The organism is Alteriqipengyuania abyssalis, from assembly GCF_019857185.1.
GTDB lineage: Bacteria > Pseudomonadota > Alphaproteobacteria > Sphingomonadales > Sphingomonadaceae > Alteriqipengyuania > Alteriqipengyuania abyssalis.
On the sequence record NZ_JAHWXP010000002.1, the window covers coordinates 298,270 to 318,878 of the forward strand.

Consider the following 20,609-nt stretch of genomic DNA (forward strand, 5'->3'; position numbering starts at 1 on the left):
CGGGTCGCTTCACGAAATAGGTCGGTCCGCAGCGCAGGTCAATCGACCTTGGCCCACGAATTTCCCGATCAGAACGGCTTTACGACCACCAGCACCACGATCAGCGCGAGCAGCAGTGCGGGTACTTCGCCCCACAGGCGCAGCCGCTTTTCCTCCATCGGGCGCTCGCCGCGCGCCATCTTCTTCGACAGCGCGACCATGAAACCGTGATAGCCTGTCAGCAGCAACACCAGAAAGAGCTTGGCGTGGAACCACCCGTCGCTCCACGCGCCGATGGTGACCGACAGCGTAAGGCCCAGCACCCAGGTGACGATCAGACTGGGAGTCAGGATGATCTTGCGAAGCTGGCCTGTGCGCGTCGCCCACAGCGCTTCCTCCGCCGAACCGGGCGCGCTCGGGTGCATGTAGACCAGCTGGCGCGGCAGAATGAACAGGCCGGCCATCCAGAACACCATAAAGATGATGTGCCCGGCCTTGAGCCAGAAATAGAGCATGCTGAGCGTTTCCTGCATGACGCTGCCTTAGCGGCTCTGCCTAGCGCTGCCAATCGCGCAACACGCTCAGCGCATGTTCGACATGCGCGATCGGCGTGTGGCGGTCGATTCCGTGACCCAGATTGAACACGTGCGGCCGGTCGGCCAGCGCCGACAGGATATGCCGGATCGTGCGGTCCAGCCGATCGCCACCGGCAAGCAACAGCATCGGGTCGAGATTGCCCTGCACCGGCATGCCCTTGGGAAGCGCCGCATGCGCCCATTCGGGGTCTAGCGTTTCGTCGAGGCCGACCGCGTCGACCCCGGTCCGCTCCGCATAGCGAGGCAGCTTCTCGCCCGCACCCTTGGGAAAACCGATCACCGGAATATCCGGATGGCTATCCTTGATCGCGGCGACGATCCGCGCGTTGGGTTCGATTACCCAGCGGTCGAACTCGTCCGGCGCCAGGCTGCCTGCCCAGCTGTCGAACAACTGCACCGCTTCCGCGCCCGCATCGATCTGCCCGCGCAAATAGCCGACGGTCTGGTCGATGATCGCGCCGATGATCGCCTCGACCTTGCCCGGATCGGCATAAGCCATCGCCCGTGCAGCCTGCTGGTCGCGGCTGCCCTCGCCCGCGATCATGTAGGTCGCCACGGTCCACGGGCTGCCCGCAAAGCCGAGCATGGTGACATCGGGTGCCAGCTGTTCGCGGCACAGCCGCACGGTCCGGTAGACCGGGCCGTAACGGGAGGGATCGGCGCTGAGCGTGGCAAGCTCGCCCTCGACCAGCGGCGGGCTGAGCTTGGGGCCTTCGCCGGCGAGGAATTCGAGATTCTGCCCCATCGCGTGCGGCACGATCAGGATATCGGAAAACAGGATCGCCCCGTCGAACCCGAACCGGCGGACCGGCTGCAAGGTCACCTCGCACGCCGCCTCGCTATCGTAAACCAGATCGAGGAACCCGCCCTTATCGGCGCGTAAGGCGCGGTATTCGGGCAAATATCGCCCTGCCTGGCGCATGAACCAGACGGGCGGGCTTTCGGCGCGTTCGCCGCGCAGGCAATCGAGAAGAGGACCGGGCATGCGCCTAACTATCCTAAATAATAATATTATTAATAGATGGATGAAGGAAGTAGGCCCTGTGGACAGGCGGGATAACCCACCGCTGCACAGCCCCCTGACTCATAACTCGGGCCACCCCCAGCCAACCGAATCCGCACGACTGCGCGGTCAATCGAAACTTATCCCGGTTGTACCCAGCATGCGGATAAAGGCCATCCCTGTTGGCAAACCCCCGGTGTGAATCCGGGGGCCGGTGGGCAGGAAAACCGTGCCGGACTTGTCCTTGCGGATATGAAGTGGTTTATCCCGAGAGCTTTCCACAGGCCGGATCATCCCTTGGCGCGCACGCATATTCACCTCTTCTCCGATTCGACCGGTGAGACCCTTCAGATGGTCGCCAACGCCGCGCTCGCCCAGTTCGAAGGGGCGGACGTGGTGCGCCATTTCTGGCCGATGGTGCGATCGCGCCAGCATCTGGAGCGGATCATGCCGGAACTGGAAAAGGCGCCCGGCCTGATCCTGTATACCCTGGTGAACGAGGATACGCGCGACCTGCTCGAAGATCGCTGTCGACAGCTGGGCCTGCCCGCGGTGGACGCGCTGGGGGTGGTGACCACCGCGCTCGAAAACCATCTCGGGCAAGAGGCGCATGGCCGCCCCGGTCGCCAGCACCGGATGGACGATGCCTATTTCAAGCGGGTCGATGCGATCCACTTCACCATCGCACATGATGATGGGGTGGGCAGCGAAGACTGGCACCGGGCCGATATCCTGCTGACCGGGGTTTCGCGCACATCGAAGACGCCGACAAGCATCTATCTCGCCAACCGCGGCTACAAGGTCGCCAATATCCCGCTGGTGATCGAAAGCCCGCCGCCGCCGGTGCTGTTCGAATTGAGCGGGCCGCTGATCGTCGGCCTGACCACCGCGCCCGACCGGCTGGTGCAGATCCGCCGCAACCGCCTGCTCTCGCTCAACGAAGCATCGCAGACTGCCTATGCCGAGCATGAGCGGGTGGAGGAGGAAATCCGCTTCGCACGGCGCATGTTTGCGGACAATAACTGGCCGGTGATCGACGTCACCCGCCGCTCGATCGAAGAAACCGCCGCCGCGATCATCAAGCTGGCCGGCGAACATGGCTCGCGCACCAAGCCGCAGGAGAAGCCGATCTGACCCTGATCCTCGCCTCGAACAGCGCCTCGCGCCGCGCCATGCTGGAGGCGGCGGGCGTCTCCATCGCCTCTGCGATTGGTGCCGATGTGGATGAGCGCGCGCTAGAAGCCGAGATGGCCGATGCGCCGCCCGCAGAGATCGCGCAGGCCCTCGCCGCAGCAAAGGCCAGCGCGGTGTCTGCGGATAATCGCGGCGCGATGGTGCTGGGGGGTGACAGTCTGGTGATGGTCGAGGGCGAGCGGTTCGACAAACCGCGCGACCGCGATGCGGCGGCCCAGCACCTGCGGTTCTTCTCGGGCAAGCCGCTCCATCTCTACAGCGCGGCCGCTCTGGCCCGCGACGGCCGGATCGTGTGGCTGGGCGAGGACGTCGCCACGCTGCATGTGCGCGATCTGACCGAGGATTTCATCGAATCCTACCTCGCCACCGAATGGCCCGAGGTCGCCCAGTGCGTCGGGGTATTCCGGATCGAGGGGCTGGGCGTGCAATTGTTCGAGCGAATCCAGGGCGACTATTTCACCATCCTGGGCATGCCGCTGCTGCAGGTGCTCGGCGCGCTGCGCGACGAGGATGTGCTGGCCTCATGAGCATGCCCTTTGCGGAGGTGATCGGCGATCCCATCGCCCAGTCCAAGTCGCCCGCGATCCACCGCTTCTGGCTGGAGAAGCTGGGGATCGAGGCGGATTACCGCGCCACCCGCGTGACCGAGGACAATCTGGCGGACTATCTCGCGGAGCGGCAGGCCGACCCGAACTGGCGCGGCTGCAACGTGACCATGCCGCTCAAGCAGGCAGTCCAGCCGTATCTGGCTTCGATGGAAGACCCGGCCGCCTCAATCGGTGCGGTCAACACGATCTACCCCGCGTTCGATCGCGTGCTTGCCGGGACCAACACCGATGCCGCCGGGTTTCTCGAACCGCTCACGCAGCGGCTGCGGGACACGCACCTGTTTCGCATGGCGCGGATCATCGGTGCGGGCGGGGCCGCGCGGGCGATCGCCCATGCGCTGGCCGCGCAAGGCTTCACCCTCGTGCTCGCCGCCCGCCGAACCGAACAGGCCGAAGAGCTGATCGCGCAGCTGCCCGGCACAACCGAGCACCATGTCGTCCTGCTGGACCACTTTGCCGCGCCGACCGATTTCGCGTTCGACGACCGGCAGGGCCTGCTCGATCTGGTGGTCAATGCCAGCCCGCTGGGGATGCGCGGCAAGGACGAGCTCGCCTTCGACTGGAGCCACGCACCGCCCGGCGCGATCGCATACGACATCGTTACCGACCCGCTCGACACCGCATTCCTGCAAGCCGCACGCGCGGCGGGCCATCCGACGATCGACGGGCTGGCAATGCTGATCGGGCAGGCAGCGGAGGCGTTCCGCCTGTTCTACGGGGCCCCTCCCCCGCGCGAGCACGATGCCGAACTGCGCGAGCGGCTGGGCGCATGACGCGCCCGCTGATCCTCGGTCTGACCGGTTCGATCGGGATGGGCAAATCGGCAGTCGCCGCGATGTTCGAGGCGCACGGCGTGCCCGTGTTCGATGCCGATGCGCAGGTTCGCGCGATGCAGGGGCCGGGCGGTCCGGTGCTCGGCGCGATCGAGGCGGCCTTTCCCGGCACGACCGGGCCCGAGGGTGTCGATCGCGGCAAGCTGGGCGCGCTGGTGTTCGGGAACCGCGAAGAGCTCGCCCGGCTCGAAGCGATCATGCACCCGGCGGTGGCACAGCGTCGCGCGGCCTTCCTCGCGGAGAACAGCGACACGCCGATCATCGTGTTCGACATCCCGCTCCTGTTCGAAAAGGGTGGCGCGGGCGGGGTCGACCGGGTGGTGGTGGTCTCCGCCCCGCATCCCGTCCAGCGCGAGCGGGTGCTGGCGCGCGAGGGCATGACCGAAGAGAAATTCGAGCAGATCCTCGCGCTGCAGACCCCGGACGAGGACAAGCGCGCGCGCGCCGATCACATCATCGATACCGGCCAGTCGCTCGCCGAAACCGAGGCGGAGGTCACCGAACTGATCGCCCTATTGAAAAGCGAGCGCCCTTCCCCCGCCTGACCTTGCCAGTTGGCCCATGGAGGCCGATACTCCGGCCATGCGCGAAATCATCTTCGATACCGAAACCACCGGGATCGACCCCAAGCAGGGGCACCGGATGGTCGAAATCGGCTGTGTCGAGCTGGTCGACCGGATGCCGACCGGCGAAACCTTCCACGCCTATTACAACCCCGAACGCGACATGCCCGCCGAAGCCGAGGCGATTCACGGCCTGAGTGCACAGTTCCTCGCGGACAAGCCGCGTTTCGCCGACGCGGTCGACGAGTTGCTCGATTTCGTCCGTGACGACATGCTGGTGGCGCATAATGCCGGGTTCGACTTCGCCTTCCTCAACGCCGAGCTGGAGCTGTGCACGCGCGAGCCGATCTGCCTGACCCGCAAGATCGACACGCTGGAGATGGCACGGCGCAAGAACCCGGGTGGCAAGCATTCGCTCGATGCGCTGTGTTCGCGCTACGGCGTAGATCGCAGCCATCGCGTGTTTCACGGCGCTCTGCTCGACGCGGAGCTGCTCGCGCAGGTCTATATCGAGCTGACCGGCGGGCGACAGATCGCGATGGGCCTGATTGGCGAGATTGGCGAAGGCGATACCGCTCCCGCCGAGCCCGAACTGGCCGCGATGCTGCCCTCCGGCGATCGCCCGCGGCGCCCGGCCCGGCCCCATTCCGCAAGCGAACAGGAACTCGCAGCCCACGCGGCCTTTCTTGACCGTATGACAAGACCTATCTGGCATAGATAGGCCCCGCCCTCCCCCCGAAGGCGGCCAATAAGAAGGAGTATTGCTGAGCATGGATGTCAGGATTTCGGGCCACCAGATCGACACCGGCGCCGCCTTGCAGGAAAACGCGACCGATCGTCTCGCCGCCATCGTCGACAAGTATTTCAGCCGCGCGATTTCCGCCCACGCCACCTTCGGCAAGGTGCCGGGCGGGGCGTTCTCGTGCGATATCGTGGCTCATATCAAGCAGGGCCTGACGCTGAAATCGCGCGGTGAGGCGCATGACATCCACCAGGCGCTCGACGCGTCGGCCGCCAAGCTCGAAAAGCAGCTGCGCCGCTACAAGCGCCGGCTGAGCGAAAAGCACACCGACCGCGCGCTGTCGCCCGAGGCGGAGGAAGCGGCCTACCGGATCTTCGCAGCACGGGCCGAAGAAGACGAGAGCGAGGTCGACGAAGCGGCACCCGTAGTCGCCGAGACCAAGACGGACATCCCCGAAGTTTCGGTCGCCGATGCGGTCATGCTGCTCGATCTGCGCGACACCAACGCGCTGTTCTTCAAAAATGCTGGCAGTGGCCGCCATAATATGGTCTATCGCCGCCACGACGGCTCGATCGGATGGGTGGAGCCTCACTGACGCGCCCGCGGTTCGGCATTGATGCCAACCAGCAAGGGCGCGCCCGCCGCGCCTCTTGCGGCATCACGCCAGACCTGACGTCAGCTCACGAAAGCACAGTACCTTGCCGAGTCCGTTCCGATTGCTTCCCGAGGCGGTTCGCTGCGCCCATTGCAGCGACAAGCGTGCCATCCTTGCCGAGCTCGCGCGCGGATTTGCATCCGCCTATGGGCTCGACGAGGGCATGGTGCTGGATGCGCTGCGCGAACGCGAGGCGCTCGGCAGCACCGGCTTCGGCCGGGCAGTTGCGATCCCGCACGCCCGGCTGGAGACGATCGAGAGCCCGCTGGCGATGCTGATCCATCTCGACCGCGACGTCGATTTCGACGCTGCCGACGGTATCCCCGTGCGGCTGGTGGTGGGCCTGCTCTCGCCCAGCGATGCGGGTGCTCAGCACCTCCATGCGCTCGCGGCGATATCCCGCGTGACGCGCGACGAACGCGTGCTGCACCAGTTGTTCGAAGCGCGCAGCGAGGAAGAGCTGTTCGCGATCATCGCAAATTCGGGTCTGCGTGACGCAGCCTGAGGACACGCCGGGGCCCGCCGCCCATTATCGCGCGCTCGAGCGGCTCTATCGCTCGGCCCCGATCAACGCGCTGTTCGCATCGGGCCTCACCATTGAGGGTGAAGGCCGCGCGCGGATCGAGTTCGATATTACCGAAAGCGTGTATCACGCGGCGGGTGCGGCGCATGGCACCGTCTACTTCAAGATGCTCGACGACGCGGCCTTTTACGCCGCTAACACTCTGGTCACCGACCGATTCCTGCTGACGACCGCGTTCAACGCCCATTTCACCAAGCCGGTGCGCGGTGGGCGGGTGACTGCGTCGGGCGTGTGGATCAGCGGGCGACGGCGCGTGCTGGTCGCCGAATCGCGGCTGGTCGATGAAGAGGGTGACGAGATCGGGCGCGGCACCGGCACCTTCATGCGCTCGCGCATTCCGCTTTCAGGCCTCGAAGGATACGCGGACGAATCGCAATGAGCGATTCGCGGCTGCCGACTCACCTGCTGGTGAGTGCTCTTTTGCGGCAGGTTTCGGCAGAGGGCGGCAATGGAGTTATCCTTGCCAAAGGTGACCGGGAAAGCGGCACCTATATTGTTTTGCTGCGCGAGCGAGACGGAAGCGTGAAACTAGTCGAAAGACGCCCGTCCGCCGGGTTTGGCTTTGAATGGCAAGTAACGCAGGAGAAAACCCCTGAAAACGAAGGGGAAATCTACGAATATTGCGATCGAAGACACGCTCAGGACGAGGATTTGTGGGTGGTAGAGCTACAGGTCGAAAATGCACAACGGTTCGTCGCACAAATGCGGCCTTAACTTGACCTAGCGCGCCGCACAGGCAAAGGGCCCGCGACTTCGAATTTGCGCAGGCGGTCGAAGCGGCAATACGGTCGCATCGATAAGCACGCAGTCGGGGAACGGCCGGCAGGCCTTTCAAGAACCCTCACACCTTACACAACTTCAACAAGCGCTTCGGCGCGTGATGGTTCCAGCCTGCGTCTGTGTTCGTTCACCGCCCTTTGAACGGGATCAATGGGTAGCAAGACGAAATTCGGCTTTGCGGCGTTTGTCGCAGCTGGACTGATCGCATCCGCAGGGTTCACCTACGCGGACGCGCAAGCCCAACAGGGCGACACTGAAATTTCCATCGCGCCGCAGCCGGAGGCTTCGGCCGATCCGGTGTTCATCTCCGAAGAAGTGGTTCAGCCGCTGCCGGAAGAGAACGCAAGCGAGGCGGACGAGACGGCGCAGGTCGCCGACGCAGCCACGCCGCAGGCAGCATCGCTGCGCGAACTGGTCGCCGAGGTCGATGCACCCGCGACGCTGTCGCGCCAGCTCGAATGCCTGGCAGGCGCAGTCTATTTCGAAGCGCGCGGTGAGCCGATCGAAGGCCAGCTGGCGGTGGCGCAGGTCATCATCAACCGCGCCGAATCCTCGGCCTTCCCTTCGGATTATTGCGGGGTTGTCACCCAGCGCTCGCAGTTCTCCTTCGTCAAGAACGGCGTCATCCCCAGCCGCCGCAGCAATGCCGCCGCATGGGAACGTGCGCGCAAGATCGCGCGCATCGCACACGAAGGCATGTGGAACAGCGCGGCGGAAGACTCGCTCTATTTCCACGCGACCTATGTGAAGCCGAGCTGGGCGCGCAAGAAGGTCGCTCGGGCGACCATCAAGACGCACATCTTCTATCGGTAAGCGATACCGGATCGATTATTTTAAGGGGGCGCGGCACGGGAGGGTGCTGCGCCCCTTTCGCGTGATGGTACATCCTCAGGCGATCTCGACCCACACGGGTGCATGATCGCTGGCCTTCTCGCGGCCGCGTGCGTGCTTGTCGACGCCCGCCGCCTGCAAGCGGTCAGCAAGTTCGGGCGAGAGCAGGCAGTGGTCGATGCGGAAGCCGTGATCGCGCTGCCAGGCGCCGCGCTGATAGTCCCAGAAGGTCCACACCCCGCCGCGCGGGTTGAGCGTGTCGATCGCGTCGGTCCACCCGTCCCCCAGCAGGCGGGCATAGGCATCGCGCGATTCGGGCTGCATCAGCGCGTCGTCCGCCATCGCGGGCGGTGACCAGACGTCCTTGTCCTGCGGGATGACATTGAAATCGCCGAGCACGATCGTGGGCTTCTCCTGCGCCCACAGCGCCGCCATACGCGCGCGCAGCCGCTCCATCCACGCCAGCTTGTAATCGAATTTGGGGCCGGGATGGGGATTGCCGTTGGGCAGGTAGAGATTGGCGATGACCACCCCATCGACCTCGACCTCCAGATAACGCGCCTGATCGTCGCTCTCGTCACCGGGCAGGCCGCGCTGACGCTCTTCCATGGTCAGACCCTGCTTGGCGAGCACGGCGACCCCGTTGAAGCTCTTCTGCCCGTGCCACAGCGCCTGATAGCCGATCTTCTCGAACTCGCTGGCAGGGAAGCCGTCGTCCTGCGACTTGATTTCCTGCAGGCACGCGACGTCGGGCTGGGTTTCCTCCAGCCATTCGAGCAGGCGGGGCAGACGGGCCTTGATCCCGTTTATGTTGAAGGTGGCGATTTTCATTTTTTCTGGCTGTCCATCTTGTCAGATGGACGTGGCGGTACCAGCCCACACCCCCACCCGACCAGCCCATGGAATTATCCTGTCGGGTTGGCCGGGTGGGGGTGTGGGCTGGCACCGTGCAAGCGTTTGGCCGAAGGCGAAACGCGGATCATGCATTAGATGCCGAAGCTGGAGCCGCAGCCGCAGCCGGCGGCGGCCTGCGGGTTCTCGACCTGGAAGGCCGCGCCGCCCAGCGATTCGACGAAATCGACCTTGCTGCCTGCTACCAGATCAAGGCTGACCGGATCGACCACCAGAGTCACCCCGTCGGTCTCACTGGTCAGGTCGTCGCTCTCGGGCCCATCGGCCAGTTCGAAGCGATACTGGAAGCCCGAGCATCCGCCACCATCCACGGTGAGCCGCAAAACCGCGGGCTTGCCCTGCTTGCTGGCAATGGCGGAGACGCGCGCTGCGGCGGCTTGCGTGAGAGCGGGAGTATCGGTCATAGCTACGATATGGGCGCGAGGGGGCCTGGCCTCAAGCCGTCTGGATGTAGCTACGCAAATCCTCGGCCTCTCGCTCCACCTCGTCGAAGCGCGATTTGACCAGATCGCCGATCGAGACGAAGCCGAGCAGTGCATCGTCCTCGACCACCGGGAGGTGGCGAATGCGCCGCTTGGTCATCAGCGCCAGCGCCTGGTCGATCTTCTGATCGCGCGTCACGGTGATTGCGGGCGACGTCATGACCTCGCCCACTGGCCTTTCGAGGCAGGACGGGCCTTGCGCAGCCATGCAATAGATCACGTCGCGTTCGGAAAAGATGCCTGCAACCTTGCCGCCGTCCATCACCGGCAGCGCGCCGATCCGCTTCTCCGCGAGCAGCGCGACCGCGTCGCGCATCGGAGTTTGCGTCTGGCAGCTCACGATGTCATGAGGATCGCGATCCGCGACAAGCCGTTCGATATCCATCCTCAGCTCTCCTTTTTTTGGATGAGGATCATGACACGAAGGGTGCGTTTTGGCGAATCTGCGCGACACCCTGCCACAGGAGGGCCCGATGCCGCCCAAATCCCCGCTCGACGATCCCGAACAGGCTGCCTTCGCCTGGGCGCGCTACAAGCGGATCATGCGCTTCATGCTGCTGGTGACGATCATCGTGGTCGCAGCGGCAATGGCGGCGATCTTCTGGAGCGAGGCGGAGGTCAGCCCGCATTTCTTCATCGCGGTCGCGCTGGGCATCGGGCTGACGATGCTGCTTGCCAGCGCGCTGATGGGGCTGGTGTTCCTCTCCAACGGGACCGGCCACGACGAATCGATCCACAACCCGCTGGCCGACGAGGATGGCTGGCACGACAGCGGCGAGGACGACTGGCGGCGCTGAGAGCCCTCAGCGCTCCGGATACAGGCGATACGCCTCCACCGGTTCGCCCCCGATAAGGTGCTGCTGGATGATCTCCTCCAGCACCTCAGGCTTGCACGAGTGGTACCAGACGCCATCGGGCTGGACGAGCGCGATCGGCCCCGCGTCGCAGATCTGCAGGCAGTCCGCCTTGGTCCGCCGGACCAGCAGATCCTGCCCCTCATCCTTCGACGGGCCGATCCGCAGCTCCTTCAGCCGTTTCTTGAGGTAGTTCCAGGATTCCTTGCCCTGCGCACGATCGCAGCACTTCGCCTTTTCCGGCATCGCGCACAGGAAGATGTGCCGCGCGGCGCGCTCTCCACCGGTCTTGGCGAGTGCCTCGCGCGCCTTGCGCAGTTCCCTGGCCTTGTTCATTCGGAGTCTTCGCCCAGCCAGCGATCGAGCCAGGCGAACACGGTGTCGTGCCACTGCAGCGAGTTGGCAGGCTTGAGCACCCAGTGGTTCTCGTCCGGGAAGACCAGCAGCTGCGAGGGGATGCCGCGCTCTTGCAAGGCGGTGAAGGCGCCGATGCCCTGGGTGTAGGGCACGCGGAAATCCTTCTCTCCGGTGACCACCAGCATCGGGGTCTGCCAGCTGTCGACGTAGTTCACCGGGTTCCAGCGCTCGTAAGTGTCGCGCGCCACGGCGTAGCTGCCGCCGAAGTCCCAGCGGGGAAACCACAGTTCTTCGGTCGCGTAATAGAAGCTGCGCATGTCGAACAGGCCGTCGTGCTGCACCAGGCAGTCGAACCGGTCGGACCAGTTCCCCGCGATCCAGTTCATCATGTAGCCGCCGTAGGACGCGCCCATTGCGCAGGCCTTGTCGCCGTCGATCTGCGGATCGAGTGCGAGCGCGGCGGCGAGGCCCTTTTGCAGGTCCTCCAGCGGCTTGCCGCCCCAGTCGCGGTTGATCGCATCGGTGAAGGCCTGTCCATATCCGGTCGACCCGTGGAAATCGACCGAGATCACCGCATAGCCCTGGCTCGCCAGCACGCGCGGGTTCCAGCGGCTCGACCAGCCATCGTTGAACGAACCCTGCGGCCCGCCGTGGACGTAGAGAATCGCAGGCAGCGTACCGGTCGCGCCGGAAGGCTTGGTGATCTGGCCCCACACGGTGTCGCCATTCGCGCCCGCGAAATCGAACCGGCGGGTCTCGACCGGGGCGAGTGCATCGATCCGGTCGGTCGCGACGCTGGTCAGCCGGTCTGCCTCACCCCAGTTGCGCGACAGGTAGACTTCGGCCGGGGCAGCGATCGAATCGCGGGTGAACAATAGGCGCTGGCCATCCAGCGGGGTCACGTTACCGATATGCGCTTCGTTGCCGGGCATCAGGTCGAGCTTGGTCACCGTGCCGGTGCGCGGGTCGATCCGGAAGGCGGGCGTGTCGAGCACGTCCTGCGCTGTGGCGACGATCCAGCGCGAATCGGGGGTCCAGGCGAGTGAGCCGAAGCTGCGGTCGAAATCCTGCGTCAGCGCGCGGGTTTCTCCGGTCGAGAGATCGCGCAGCATGATCCGCAGCCGGTCCGCTTCGTATGCGGGCCGCTCCATCGCGAGATAGGCGAGCCACTTGCCGTCGGGCGACGGTGCGGGGGTGCCGTCGGTCGCCTCGTTCGCGTCGGTCAGGTTGGCGGGGGCGGTGTCGCCCATGGTGAAGCTGTAGATATCGGTGTCGGTCGAGGTCGGCTCTGCCGCATCCGATTCGCGGGCGACGAAATAGAGCGTCTTGCCGTCCGGGCTCCACGCCATGTCTTCAAGCCCGCCGAAGGGCTGCAGCGGCGTGTCGCCGACCAGCGCGCCTTCGCCGTCTGGCCCGTCGACCGCAACGCCCGGGCCGCACGCCTTGCCGCCCGACAGCGGGAACACGAACACGCGGCTGAACACATCGGGTGTCTCCCACGTATCCCAGTGCCGCACGAAGCCGTCTTCATTGTCGTACAGCCTGCCGGAACCGGTCGCGGTTGTGGCGGCATCGGGGCAGTCGAACTGCGCGCAGCCGCGTGGCACATTGCCGAAGATCGCGAGGCTTTCGCCATTGGGCGAGACTTCGAATCCGCCGACCTCGCGGGTCAGCTGGGTCACCTGATGCAGATCGGCCAGCGTGCCGTCGCCGCGCAGCGCCCCGCGCCACACCTGCGCGCCGGTCGACCCTTCGCCGCCGGGCGCGAGGAAATAGACTTCGTCATCGCCGACGAAGACGGGCGAGGACGCGCCTTCGGGCATGGTCGCGACGACCTCTTCCCCGGTGGCGATCGTGCGGGCCCGGTACTGCGTGCTGCGGGCAAGCGATTCGGGATCGGTGGTGGTGACCGAATAGAGCGCCAGCGTGCCGTCATCATTGACGCTCGGCCCCCCGAGACGCGGCATGGTGACCAGGTCGAGCGCGGTCATCGGATGCGGGGCCGTCGGCTGGACGGCGCTGCTCTGGGCAGTCTCTTGCGCGATTGCGGGGGTGGTGACGAACGCCGCGGAGGCGGCGAGAAGGGCGAGCGGTTTAAAAGCCTTGCGCATGGCGCGCGAAACTAAGCCTGTCGCCGTGGCTCGCAAGCGAATTCTGGTGACGAGTCGGGGTGGCGCGGGGCCAACACCTCCAGCGCGGATCAGTCCTGCTTTTTGACGATTCGCGCGATCTCCTGGCGGACCAGCTCCTCCACCATCGGCGGCAGGTTCTTGTCGAGCCAGTCGGCCAGCATCGGGCGCAGCATCTCGCGCACCATGCCTTCGAGCGAGGTTTCGCCCGAGCGGACGATCTGCGGCTGCGCGCCCGGCTCTGCCAGCAGCGCGAGGGTCGCGAGATTGTCACGCAGGGATTCGCGCGAAGTGGCGCTCATCAGAGGTTCGTCCTGTTCATCTTCATGGCCGGCGGCGTGCCCGGCGTCCGTCATATCGTCGTCTTCGACCAGATCGGCTTCTGCGAGATCGAACACCTCGTCGGCCTCTTCCTCAAGAACCGGCTCCGCACGGCTGGCGCGTTCGCGCCGCCGCCGCGCATCCAGCGCGCCCGCGCGATTGTCGCGCGCGATCACCTTCTTGATGGAATCGAGAATTTCCTCGACCGACGCTTCGCCGTCCCGCAAGTTTCCGTCCCCCGACAGTGGTCGTTCAGTTCTGCCCCGGCTCGATCATCGGGCCGTAGACGTTGCCGATTTCCGCGTCGGCGGCGGGAATGTCAACGGTTCGTGTGCCGGCGGCTTCGGGTTCGGGATCGCTGGCCCAGTCGCTCCAGCGGTCCGACACGCGATCGTAATTGGCCAGCGGATCGTAGAGCGCACCGCCTTCGATGCCCAGATCGCGGGCCTCTGCACGGCCCATTGCTGCCAACAGGGAGAAGCCGGCGACGTAGGCGTTGCGGCGCGCGGTGACGAGATCGACCCGTGCGAGCAGTAATTCCTGCTCGGCATTGAGCACGTCGAGCACGGTGCGGTTGCCGATCGAGTTTTCTGCGCGCACGCCTTCGAGGCTGAGCTCGGCTGCGGCAACCGCCTCGCGCGAGCTGTCGATGATTGCCAGCGCGGCGGAATAGGTCGCATAGGCCGCACGCACCTGCGCGATCACGTCGCGTTCCGCAGCAATCACCTGGTCGAGTGCGGCAGAGGCGCGGGCCTGCGCCTGGCGTTGCAGCGCCGCAGGCCGCCCGCCCTGGAAGATCGGGATCGACAGGGTCAGGCCGGCGGATGAGGCGTCGGCAGTCTGGGGACTGGGCCCGGTCGGCGAATCGGGGACCGAGCCGAGGAAGTTCTGGTAGTCGTAGCCGGCGAAGGCGGACACGCGAGGAAGGCGGGTCGCTCCTGCGACGTCAATATCGTATCCTGCGGCCTGCGCACGTTCGCGCGCGGCGATCAGGTCGGGATTATTGTCCAGCGCGATATCTACCGCCATCCGGGGATCGTCCGGCAGGCCCGGCAGCGGGGGTGGCGGTTCGAGTTCGCCCGGGGCAGAGCCGACCAGCTGGATGTAGCTTTCGCGCGCCTGGATCAGTCCGGCCTGCGCCGATCGCAAATCGCCGCGCGCGAGCGCGAGGCGGGATTGCGACTGGGCGACGTCGGTCCGGGTCAGATCGCCGATCTCGAACCGGTCGCTTGTGGCGCGCAGATTGACTTCGAGCACTTGGACCTGATTGGCGCTGAGGCCGACCAGCGCCTCGCCGCGCAGCACGTCCATATAGGCGGCGACGACCTGGCTGAAGATTGCGCTCTCGGTCCCGCGCAGATCCGCGCGACCCGCCTCGACCCGCTGCTCCGCGGCACGGATCGAGTTCTTGACCGCACCGCCCGAATAGATCGGCACGCCGAGATCGACCCCGGCGCTCAGCGAGCGGGCGGGCGCAAAGAAGCTCGTCGAATTCTGGATCAGCACTTCGGTCAGCGCGGCGGATCCGGTGACGCTCGGCCGTCCGTCGGCCTTCTCGATCGCAACATTTTCGTCCGTGGCACGCAGCTGCGCGCGCGCGGCCTGCAGCGTGGGGTTGGTGCGATAGGCTTCGGCCAGCGCCTCGTTCAGCGTGTCCGCATAGGCGGGTACGGAGAGAGCCAGAATGCTCGACGCCGTCAGGGCGAGGAGGGCGGTGCGTTTCATGGTCAGAAAGTCCAGCTCTGCGGTCGGTCGAACGCGGGGAGACGGGGGAGCTGGCTTTCGACCAGCGTCATCAGCGAAACATCCGCGCCGCTATGGCGGCCAATTGCGAGGCGGGGCACGCCGCGCGTTACGACTCCGGTGACCAGCCGGCCCGAGGGGGCCAGCGTCGCCGCCAGTTGCGCGGGCACATGCTCGATCGCGCCATCGACGATCACCAGATCGAATGCGCCGTCGACATCGCCCGACAGCACTTCGTCCGGCATCGCTTCGCGCAGTTCGCCGACCAGCGGGCGGATCAGCGCAGCGAGATAGGCGGTTGCGGGGCCGATCAGCAGGGTGCGTTCGTCCGCACGCGGCTTCGCATGAGTCAGGATCTGCCCCTGCGCCAGCGGCGGGGCGAGGAAGACACCGGCGCCGAGCGGAACCGTCCGGTCGACATAGGCGGACGCGCGCGCGGCTTCCGGCACGTAATCTTCACGCGGGATCGCGGCCATGCGGTCCAGCACCCATGCATCGTTGATACCGCTGGTGCGCAGCTGGCTTTCGATCATGTGACGGCGCGCGGCGGTGAAGTCGGGTGCTTTGTGCGCGGTTGCGATCATGTTTCTCGTCTCGTTTTCTGTCGCCGGAGTGGATCGGCGGATGCGGGCCTCGGCGGTGCCTTATAGGGGGCGGAAAGGCTCGCCAAGACCCGCATCACTTGTCGCATAGGCTTGTGCTGCTCTAGTGGCGCTTCGGTTTCGATCAGCAGGAGGTGCCCGTCGATGAGCGACATGACGATAATTAGCGAAGATGATCTCATCGAAAGCGTGGCCGACGCGCTGCAATTCATCTCCTACTACCACCCGATGGATTACATCCGCGCGCTGGGCGAGGCCTACGAGGCGGAGCAGGGCGCGGCGGCCAAGGACGCGATCGCACAGATCCTGACCAACAGCCGCATGTGTGCCGAAGGGCACCGCCCGATCTGCCAGGATACCGGCATCGTCAACGTGTTCGTCAAATGGGGGCAGGACTGCCGCCTCGACAGCAAACGCAGCTTGCAGGACGTGGTCGATGAGGGCGTGCGGCAGGCCTACAACCACCCGGACAACAAGCTGCGCGCCAGCATCCTCGCCGATCCGGCCTTCACCCGCCGCAACACGCGCGACAATACCCCTTGTGTGCTTTCGGTCGAGATGGTGCCGGGCAACACGGTTTCGATCGATGTCGCCGCCAAGGGCGGGGGCAGCGAGAACAAGAGCAAGTTCAAGATGATGAATCCGAGCGACAATATCGTCGACTGGGTGGTCGAGCAGGTGCCTTCGATGGGTGCTGGCTGGTGCCCGCCGGGGATGCTGGGCATCGGCATCGGCGGCACCGCCGAACATTGCGTGCGGCTGGCCAAGCAGAGCCTGATGGACCCGATCGACATGGGCCAGCTGAAGGAACGCGGGGCGCAGACCGATATCGAGCAGCTGCGAATCGACATTTTCGATGCGGTCAACGCGCAGGGAATCGGTGCGCAGGGTCTGGGCGGGCTATCGACCGTGCTCGACGTGAAGATCCTCGACTGGCCGTGCCACGCGGCGGGCAAGCCGGTGGCGATGATTCCCAACTGCGCGGCCACCCGCCATGCGCACTTCACGCTCGACGGGTCGGGGCCGAGTTACCTCGAAAAGCCGGATCTCGACCAGTGGCCCAAGGTCAACTGGCAGCCCGACAGTGCCGCGAAGCGCGTGAACCTCGACACGCTGACGCAGGAAGAGGTGGAGAGCTGGAACCATGGCGACCGCTTGCTGCTGTCTGGAAAGATGCTCACGGGCCGCGACGCGGCGCACAAACGCATCAAGGACATGCTTGAGGCGGGCGAGGAGTTGCCGGTCGATTTCCGCGGCCGCGCGATCTACTACGTCGGTCCGGTCGACCCGGTGATGGGCGAAGTCGTCGGCCCGGCGGGCCCGACCACCGCCACCCGGATGGACAAGTTCACCGAGATGATGCTCGACCTCGGCCTGCTCGCGATGATCGGCAAGGCGGAGCGCGGGGCCGACGCGGTCGAGGTGATCAGCCGCTTCAAGACCGCCTACCTGATGGCGACCGGCGGCGCGGCCTATCTCGTCGCGCGGGCGATCAAGGAGGCGAAGGTGATCGCGTTCGAGGAGCTGGGCATGGAGGCGATCTACGAATTCACGGTCGAGAACATGCCCGTCACGGTCGCCGTCGATGCGCAGGGCAACAACGTCCATACGCTGGCACCGGCGCAGTGGAAGAAGCGGATCGCGGAGGAAAAGCTGCTCGAGAAATCCTGAGCGGCACTCGACCGGTGTGCGGCTGCCATCGACCGGCGGCATGGCCTTGCGCGCGCGCGCAGCGCAATGAGGGCGGATCGTGACCGACGTTTCACCCGACATCCCCGCCGCCCGCACATCGAGCGTTCTCCCACTGCGGCTCGTGCTGCTGTCCATCGCGGGCCTGTGGCTGACCTATTACGTGCTCGTTTCGCTGCGCGGACTGGTCGTCGGGCTGGACCTGCAGGAAGCGCTGATGTGGCGCCGGCTGATCGTGTGCCTGGTCGGCGCGATGGTCACCTTCGGCATGTGGCTGGTACTGCGGCTGGTCGATTCGCGATCGCTGCAGGTAAAGACCGCGACCGCACTGCTTGTCGCGCTGCCCGCCTCGCTGATGATCGCGCAGGTCAACCAGATGGTTTTCGCCGACGTGCAGGACCGGATCTATCAGGATTACGCCAAGGAGCAGGGGATCGTCATCCGGCGCGATGAATCGGGCAACCTGCTGGTCGAGTTCCCCCCGATCCCTCGCGCACAGAGAACCGGCACTGCCGGCACCACCGGCGCCGCGACCGACCGGCGCGAGATGGACCTCGACGATGGGGAGGGGCGGACCTTCGTACTCGCGCCCGCGCCCAAGGGGGCGGAACGCTGGCGGCAGCTGTCCGACATCGCGCTGGGCCGCTATTTCCTGCTGCTCGCCTGGGCGGCGCTGTATCTCGCCATGCTGGCGGGTGCACAGGCCCGCGCATCGCAGGCGCGCGAGGAGCGCTTCCGCACCGCCGCCAAGGCCGCAGAGCTGCGATCCTTACGCTACCAGATCAATCCGCACTTCCTGTTCAACACGCTCAATTCGCTTTCCTCGCTGGTGATCACCGGCAAGGAAACGCGGGCCGAGGCGATGATCCAGGCGGTCTCCAACTTCTATCGCCACAGCCTCGCCGAAGAGCCGACCGAGGATGTCGCGCTGGAGGACGAGATTGCGCTGCAACGCGACTACCTCGCGATCGAGGAGGTCCGCTTCCCCGAACGCCTGCTGGTCGCGATCGACCTGCCCGGCGATCTGGAGCGTGCGCGCGTGCCGGGGATGATCCTCCAGCCGCTGGTGGAAAATTCGGTCCGCTACGCAGTCGCCCGCTCGACTACCCCGGTGCGCGTGTCGATCGAGGCCTTCGCCGCCGATGGGCGCCTCCATCTCGTGGTGGCCGATAATGGCCCCGGCCTTCCCGAGGGGACCGGAGGCGGCTTCGGCATCGGCCTTTCCAACGTGCGCGACCGGCTCAACGCCCGCTTCGGCTCGCGCGCTCAAGTCCGCTCCGGAAAGGTCGAGGGCGGAGGCTACCGTACAGAACTCATCATGCCGCTGGATTTCAACGATGGACGATAATGCACCCCTGCGCGTCGTACTGGTCGACGACGAACCGCTCGCGATCGAGCGTCTGGAAACCCTGTGTGGCCGGATTGCCGACGTCGAAGTGGTCGGCAAGGCCGATCACGGCGAGGCTGCGCTGGAGGTGATCGGCAAGACCGCGCCCGATCTGGTGCTGCTCGATCTGACAATGCCCGGGATCGACGGGATCGAAGTCGCGCGCACACTGTCCGAACAGACGACGCCACCGGCGGTGATCTTCGTCACCGCGCACGAGAGCTTCGCGGTCGAAGCCTTCGATCTCGACGCGGTCGATTATGTGCTGAAGCCCGTCGCCGCCGAACGGCTGGAGCGTGCGATCGGCCGTGCGATCGCGAAGCGGGGCGAGCCTGCGGGCACCAGCGACACCAAGTGGTTGCAGGAATTGTGGGTGCCGCACCGGTCCGAACTGGTCCGCGTATCCGTCTCGGACGTGCGCCGGATCGATGCCGAACGCGATTATGTGCGGCTGTTCGTGGGCGAAAAGACCTACCTGCTGCTGCAGACCATCGCCGGGCTGGAGGAAAAGCTCGATCCCGAGGAGTACATCCGCATCCATCGCAGCACGATCCTGCGCAAAGACAACATCGCTGGCCTGCGTCACGACGGGCTAGGCGTCTGGTCGGTCGAGCTGGAAGATGGCGAGACGCTGCGGATCGGGCGCACCTACCTGCCCAAGGTGAAGGCGATGGCGGGCCGCTAGGGCTCCCCCCTTCGCGCCGGGCCTTCGCGCGACGGTCTCCACACAGAAAAGCCCCCGCCGGACCGGGATCCGACGGGGGCTTTTTGCGAAGGGGCTAGGGGCTTCAGCCGCCCAGATTGTCGTCCGTCTCCATGGCCGCGATCTGCGCGCGGACCTGCCGGTCTACACTGGCGACACATTTGCGTGCGGCGCTGGGGTTGAGCCGGGTGCCCGTGCGCAGTTCGCCGACAGCGCAAACCTTGCGCGCGGCCGCATCGATCCGCTTGTCGAGCGTGGCGCGACCTTCGGGACTGCTCAGGTCGAGATCGGCATAGGGTACGCTGACAGACGCGTTCTGGGCCATGGCGGGAACCACCGGCAGAGCGAGGGCGGTGGCGGCGATCAGTACGAGAGACGTCTTCATTGGGGGTCCTCCTTTTATAGGACGGTGCACCGGGGTTCAGGGGGGGGATTGGTGCGCCGCCGGACACAGGAGTGACCCATCATGCCCGGCGGGGCACGCGGCTTTCGACCGGAGGCGTGATTGCTAGACGGACGTTACGGAATCGGGGATCAACCGCCGATTTCGTCCGGCCAACGACAGGGACGCAAAAAGCCCCGCCGGCGAAATGCGGGCGGGGCCATTGCAGGTGATTCGAAAAAAGGAGGGCGGGGGTAAGGCCCCAGCGATCAGCCGGGAATGACCGCCTGCGCCGAACCGCCATCGCCCTGCGGCGCGGCGAGGATGTCGCGCGTCACGCGGCCCTTGGCGACGGTCTGCGTCTTGGGATCGCCGACCGAGGAGCGGATGCCCGGAGCCGCCTCGCCTGCACGGCTGAGCGCGGCCGCTTCCACCTGGCTGCGCGGAGCCGGGCCACCGAACAGTGCGTCCAGCGCCTGTTCCGCCGCGGTGCCTTCAGAGGGGCGCGGCGCGCCCGGTTCGGGCGGGGCAAGGCTGAAATCGGGCGGCACCACCAGCGGCGCCTGCCGCTGAACTGCGAATTCGTCCGGCCGGTCGCGGCTGAGAAGACCGCCGCCGGTGCCGCAGGCGGACAGGCCCATGGCGAAGGTGGCGAGGATGATGAGGCTCTTGTGGCGCATG

26 protein-coding genes are annotated in these 20,609 nt (G+C 65.9%); 14 read left to right on the top strand and 12 right to left on the bottom strand.

Annotated features, from left to right (window positions below; genetic code table 11):
• Positions 1–68: 68 nt before the first annotated feature.
• Both KYN89_RS06555 and hemE read right to left on the bottom strand, forming a co-directional pair.
• The gene (locus tag KYN89_RS06555) at positions 69–512 is read right to left on the bottom strand and encodes a CopD family protein (protein ID WP_222824352.1); all 444 of its coding nucleotides are present in this window, start codon (positions 510–512) and stop codon (positions 69–71) included.
• 22 nt (positions 513–534) lie between these two features.
• Entirely contained in the window at positions 535–1,560 is a 1,026-nt protein-coding gene (gene hemE, locus KYN89_RS06560) for a uroporphyrinogen decarboxylase (RefSeq protein WP_222824353.1), read from the bottom strand.
• A gap of 315 nt (positions 1,561–1,875) precedes the next feature.
• On the opposite strand from hemE, the gene KYN89_RS06565 reads away from it, so the two are divergent.
• The 10 genes from KYN89_RS06565 to KYN89_RS06610 all read left to right on the top strand — a co-directional run bounded on the left by KYN89_RS06565 (position 1,876) and on the right by KYN89_RS06610 (position 8,349).
• The gene (locus tag KYN89_RS06565; protein ID WP_222824354.1) at positions 1,876–2,712 is read left to right on the top strand and encodes a pyruvate, water dikinase regulatory protein; all 837 of its coding nucleotides are present in this window, start codon (positions 1,876–1,878) and stop codon (positions 2,710–2,712) included.
• Positions 2,709–3,299, top strand: coding sequence for a Maf family protein (locus KYN89_RS06570; protein WP_222824886.1), 591 nt, complete (start codon positions 2,709–2,711; stop codon positions 3,297–3,299). Before KYN89_RS06565 ends, KYN89_RS06570 begins: the two co-directional genes overlap by 4 nt.
• Positions 3,296–4,153, top strand: a complete 858-nt coding sequence (locus KYN89_RS06575) for a shikimate dehydrogenase family protein (protein ID WP_222824355.1) — start codon at positions 3,296–3,298, stop codon at positions 4,151–4,153. The genes KYN89_RS06570 and KYN89_RS06575 overlap by 4 nt, the downstream gene beginning before the upstream one ends.
• Complete coding sequence (coaE, locus tag KYN89_RS06580) at positions 4,150–4,758, top strand: dephospho-CoA kinase (protein ID WP_222824356.1); 609 nt, start codon at positions 4,150–4,152, stop codon at positions 4,756–4,758. Before KYN89_RS06575 ends, coaE begins: the two co-directional genes overlap by 4 nt.
• 37 nt (positions 4,759–4,795) lie before the next feature.
• Complete coding sequence (gene dnaQ, locus KYN89_RS06585) at positions 4,796–5,497, top strand: DNA polymerase III subunit epsilon (RefSeq protein ID WP_222824357.1); 702 nt, start codon at positions 4,796–4,798, stop codon at positions 5,495–5,497.
• Between the two features lie 49 nt (positions 5,498–5,546).
• Complete coding sequence (hpf, locus tag KYN89_RS06590) at positions 5,547–6,113, top strand: ribosome hibernation-promoting factor, HPF/YfiA family (protein WP_054523175.1); 567 nt, start codon at positions 5,547–5,549, stop codon at positions 6,111–6,113.
• A gap of 103 nt (positions 6,114–6,216) precedes the next feature.
• Positions 6,217–6,678 (top strand): PTS sugar transporter subunit IIA, encoded by a 462-nt coding sequence (locus KYN89_RS06595; RefSeq protein ID WP_248285056.1) that lies wholly within the window; start codon positions 6,217–6,219, stop codon positions 6,676–6,678.
• Entirely contained in the window at positions 6,665–7,135 is a 471-nt protein-coding gene (locus KYN89_RS06600) for a PaaI family thioesterase (protein WP_222824358.1), read from the top strand. Before KYN89_RS06595 ends, KYN89_RS06600 begins: the two co-directional genes overlap by 14 nt.
• Complete coding sequence (locus KYN89_RS06605) at positions 7,132–7,470, top strand: DUF1491 family protein (RefSeq protein ID WP_222824359.1); 339 nt, start codon at positions 7,132–7,134, stop codon at positions 7,468–7,470. Before KYN89_RS06600 ends, KYN89_RS06605 begins: the two co-directional genes overlap by 4 nt.
• Before the next feature lie 216 nt (positions 7,471–7,686).
• The gene (locus KYN89_RS06610; protein ID WP_222824360.1) at positions 7,687–8,349 is read left to right on the top strand and encodes a cell wall hydrolase; all 663 of its coding nucleotides are present in this window, start codon (positions 7,687–7,689) and stop codon (positions 8,347–8,349) included.
• A gap of 75 nt (positions 8,350–8,424) precedes the next feature.
• On the opposite strand, the gene xth is transcribed toward KYN89_RS06610, so the two are convergent.
• The 3 genes from xth to KYN89_RS06625 form a co-directional block, all read right to left on the bottom strand.
• Positions 8,425–9,198, bottom strand: a complete 774-nt coding sequence (gene xth, locus KYN89_RS06615) for an exodeoxyribonuclease III (protein WP_222824361.1) — start codon at positions 9,196–9,198, stop codon at positions 8,425–8,427.
• Positions 9,199–9,353: 155 nt separating this feature from the next.
• Positions 9,354–9,683 (bottom strand): HesB/IscA family protein, encoded by a 330-nt coding sequence (locus KYN89_RS06620; RefSeq protein ID WP_222824362.1) that lies wholly within the window; start codon positions 9,681–9,683, stop codon positions 9,354–9,356.
• 31 nt (positions 9,684–9,714) lie between these two features.
• Positions 9,715–10,146: a CBS domain-containing protein gene (locus KYN89_RS06625; RefSeq protein ID WP_054523180.1), complete on the bottom strand. Its 432-nt coding sequence runs from the start codon at positions 10,144–10,146 to the stop codon at positions 9,715–9,717.
• Positions 10,147–10,234: 88 nt separating this feature from the next.
• Between KYN89_RS06625 and KYN89_RS06630 the strand changes: the two genes are divergently transcribed.
• Positions 10,235–10,558 (top strand): hypothetical protein, encoded by a 324-nt coding sequence (locus tag KYN89_RS06630; protein WP_040379218.1) that lies wholly within the window; start codon positions 10,235–10,237, stop codon positions 10,556–10,558.
• 6 nt (positions 10,559–10,564) lie between these two features.
• Here KYN89_RS06630 and KYN89_RS06635 read toward each other — a convergent pair whose 3' ends face one another.
• The 5 genes from KYN89_RS06635 to KYN89_RS06655 form a co-directional block, all read right to left on the bottom strand.
• Positions 10,565–10,951, bottom strand: a complete 387-nt coding sequence (locus KYN89_RS06635) for a (2Fe-2S) ferredoxin domain-containing protein (RefSeq protein WP_222824363.1) — start codon at positions 10,949–10,951, stop codon at positions 10,565–10,567.
• Positions 10,948–13,083: a S9 family peptidase gene (locus KYN89_RS06640; RefSeq protein WP_248285057.1), complete on the bottom strand. Its 2,136-nt coding sequence runs from the start codon at positions 13,081–13,083 to the stop codon at positions 10,948–10,950. Before KYN89_RS06640 ends, KYN89_RS06635 begins: the two co-directional genes overlap by 4 nt.
• Before the next feature lie 89 nt (positions 13,084–13,172).
• The gene (locus tag KYN89_RS06645; RefSeq protein WP_222824364.1) at positions 13,173–13,649 is read right to left on the bottom strand and encodes a DUF2497 domain-containing protein; all 477 of its coding nucleotides are present in this window, start codon (positions 13,647–13,649) and stop codon (positions 13,173–13,175) included.
• 25 nt (positions 13,650–13,674) lie between these two features.
• Positions 13,675–15,147, bottom strand: a complete 1,473-nt coding sequence (locus tag KYN89_RS06650) for a TolC family outer membrane protein (protein ID WP_222824365.1) — start codon at positions 15,145–15,147, stop codon at positions 13,675–13,677.
• A gap of 2 nt (positions 15,148–15,149) precedes the next feature.
• Positions 15,150–15,749: a protein-L-isoaspartate O-methyltransferase family protein gene (locus KYN89_RS06655; protein ID WP_222824366.1), complete on the bottom strand. Its 600-nt coding sequence runs from the start codon at positions 15,747–15,749 to the stop codon at positions 15,150–15,152.
• Between the two features lie 171 nt (positions 15,750–15,920).
• On the opposite strand from KYN89_RS06655, the gene KYN89_RS06660 reads away from it, so the two are divergent.
• The 3 genes from KYN89_RS06660 (at position 15,921) to KYN89_RS06670 (ending at position 19,528) form a co-directional block, all read left to right on the top strand.
• A complete protein-coding gene (locus KYN89_RS06660; RefSeq protein ID WP_429699540.1) occupies positions 15,921–17,438 on the top strand; it encodes a fumarate hydratase in 1,518 nt (505 codons plus the stop codon).
• Between the two features lie 142 nt (positions 17,439–17,580).
• Entirely contained in the window at positions 17,581–18,804 is a 1,224-nt protein-coding gene (locus KYN89_RS06665) for a sensor histidine kinase (protein ID WP_222824889.1), read from the top strand.
• On the top strand, positions 18,794–19,528 hold the full coding sequence (locus tag KYN89_RS06670; RefSeq protein WP_222824368.1) for a LytR/AlgR family response regulator transcription factor: 735 nt from the start codon (positions 18,794–18,796) through the stop codon (positions 19,526–19,528). The genes KYN89_RS06665 and KYN89_RS06670 overlap by 11 nt, the downstream gene beginning before the upstream one ends.
• Before the next feature lie 103 nt (positions 19,529–19,631).
• Here KYN89_RS06670 and KYN89_RS06675 read toward each other — a convergent pair whose 3' ends face one another.
• On the bottom strand, positions 19,632–19,931 hold the full coding sequence (locus tag KYN89_RS06675) for a UrcA family protein (protein ID WP_222824369.1): 300 nt from the start codon (positions 19,929–19,931) through the stop codon (positions 19,632–19,634).
• Positions 19,932–20,197: 266 nt separating this feature from the next.
• Positions 20,198–20,608, bottom strand: coding sequence for a DUF3035 domain-containing protein (locus tag KYN89_RS06680; protein WP_222824370.1), 411 nt, complete (start codon positions 20,606–20,608; stop codon positions 20,198–20,200).
• Position 20,609 lies beyond the last annotated feature (1 nt).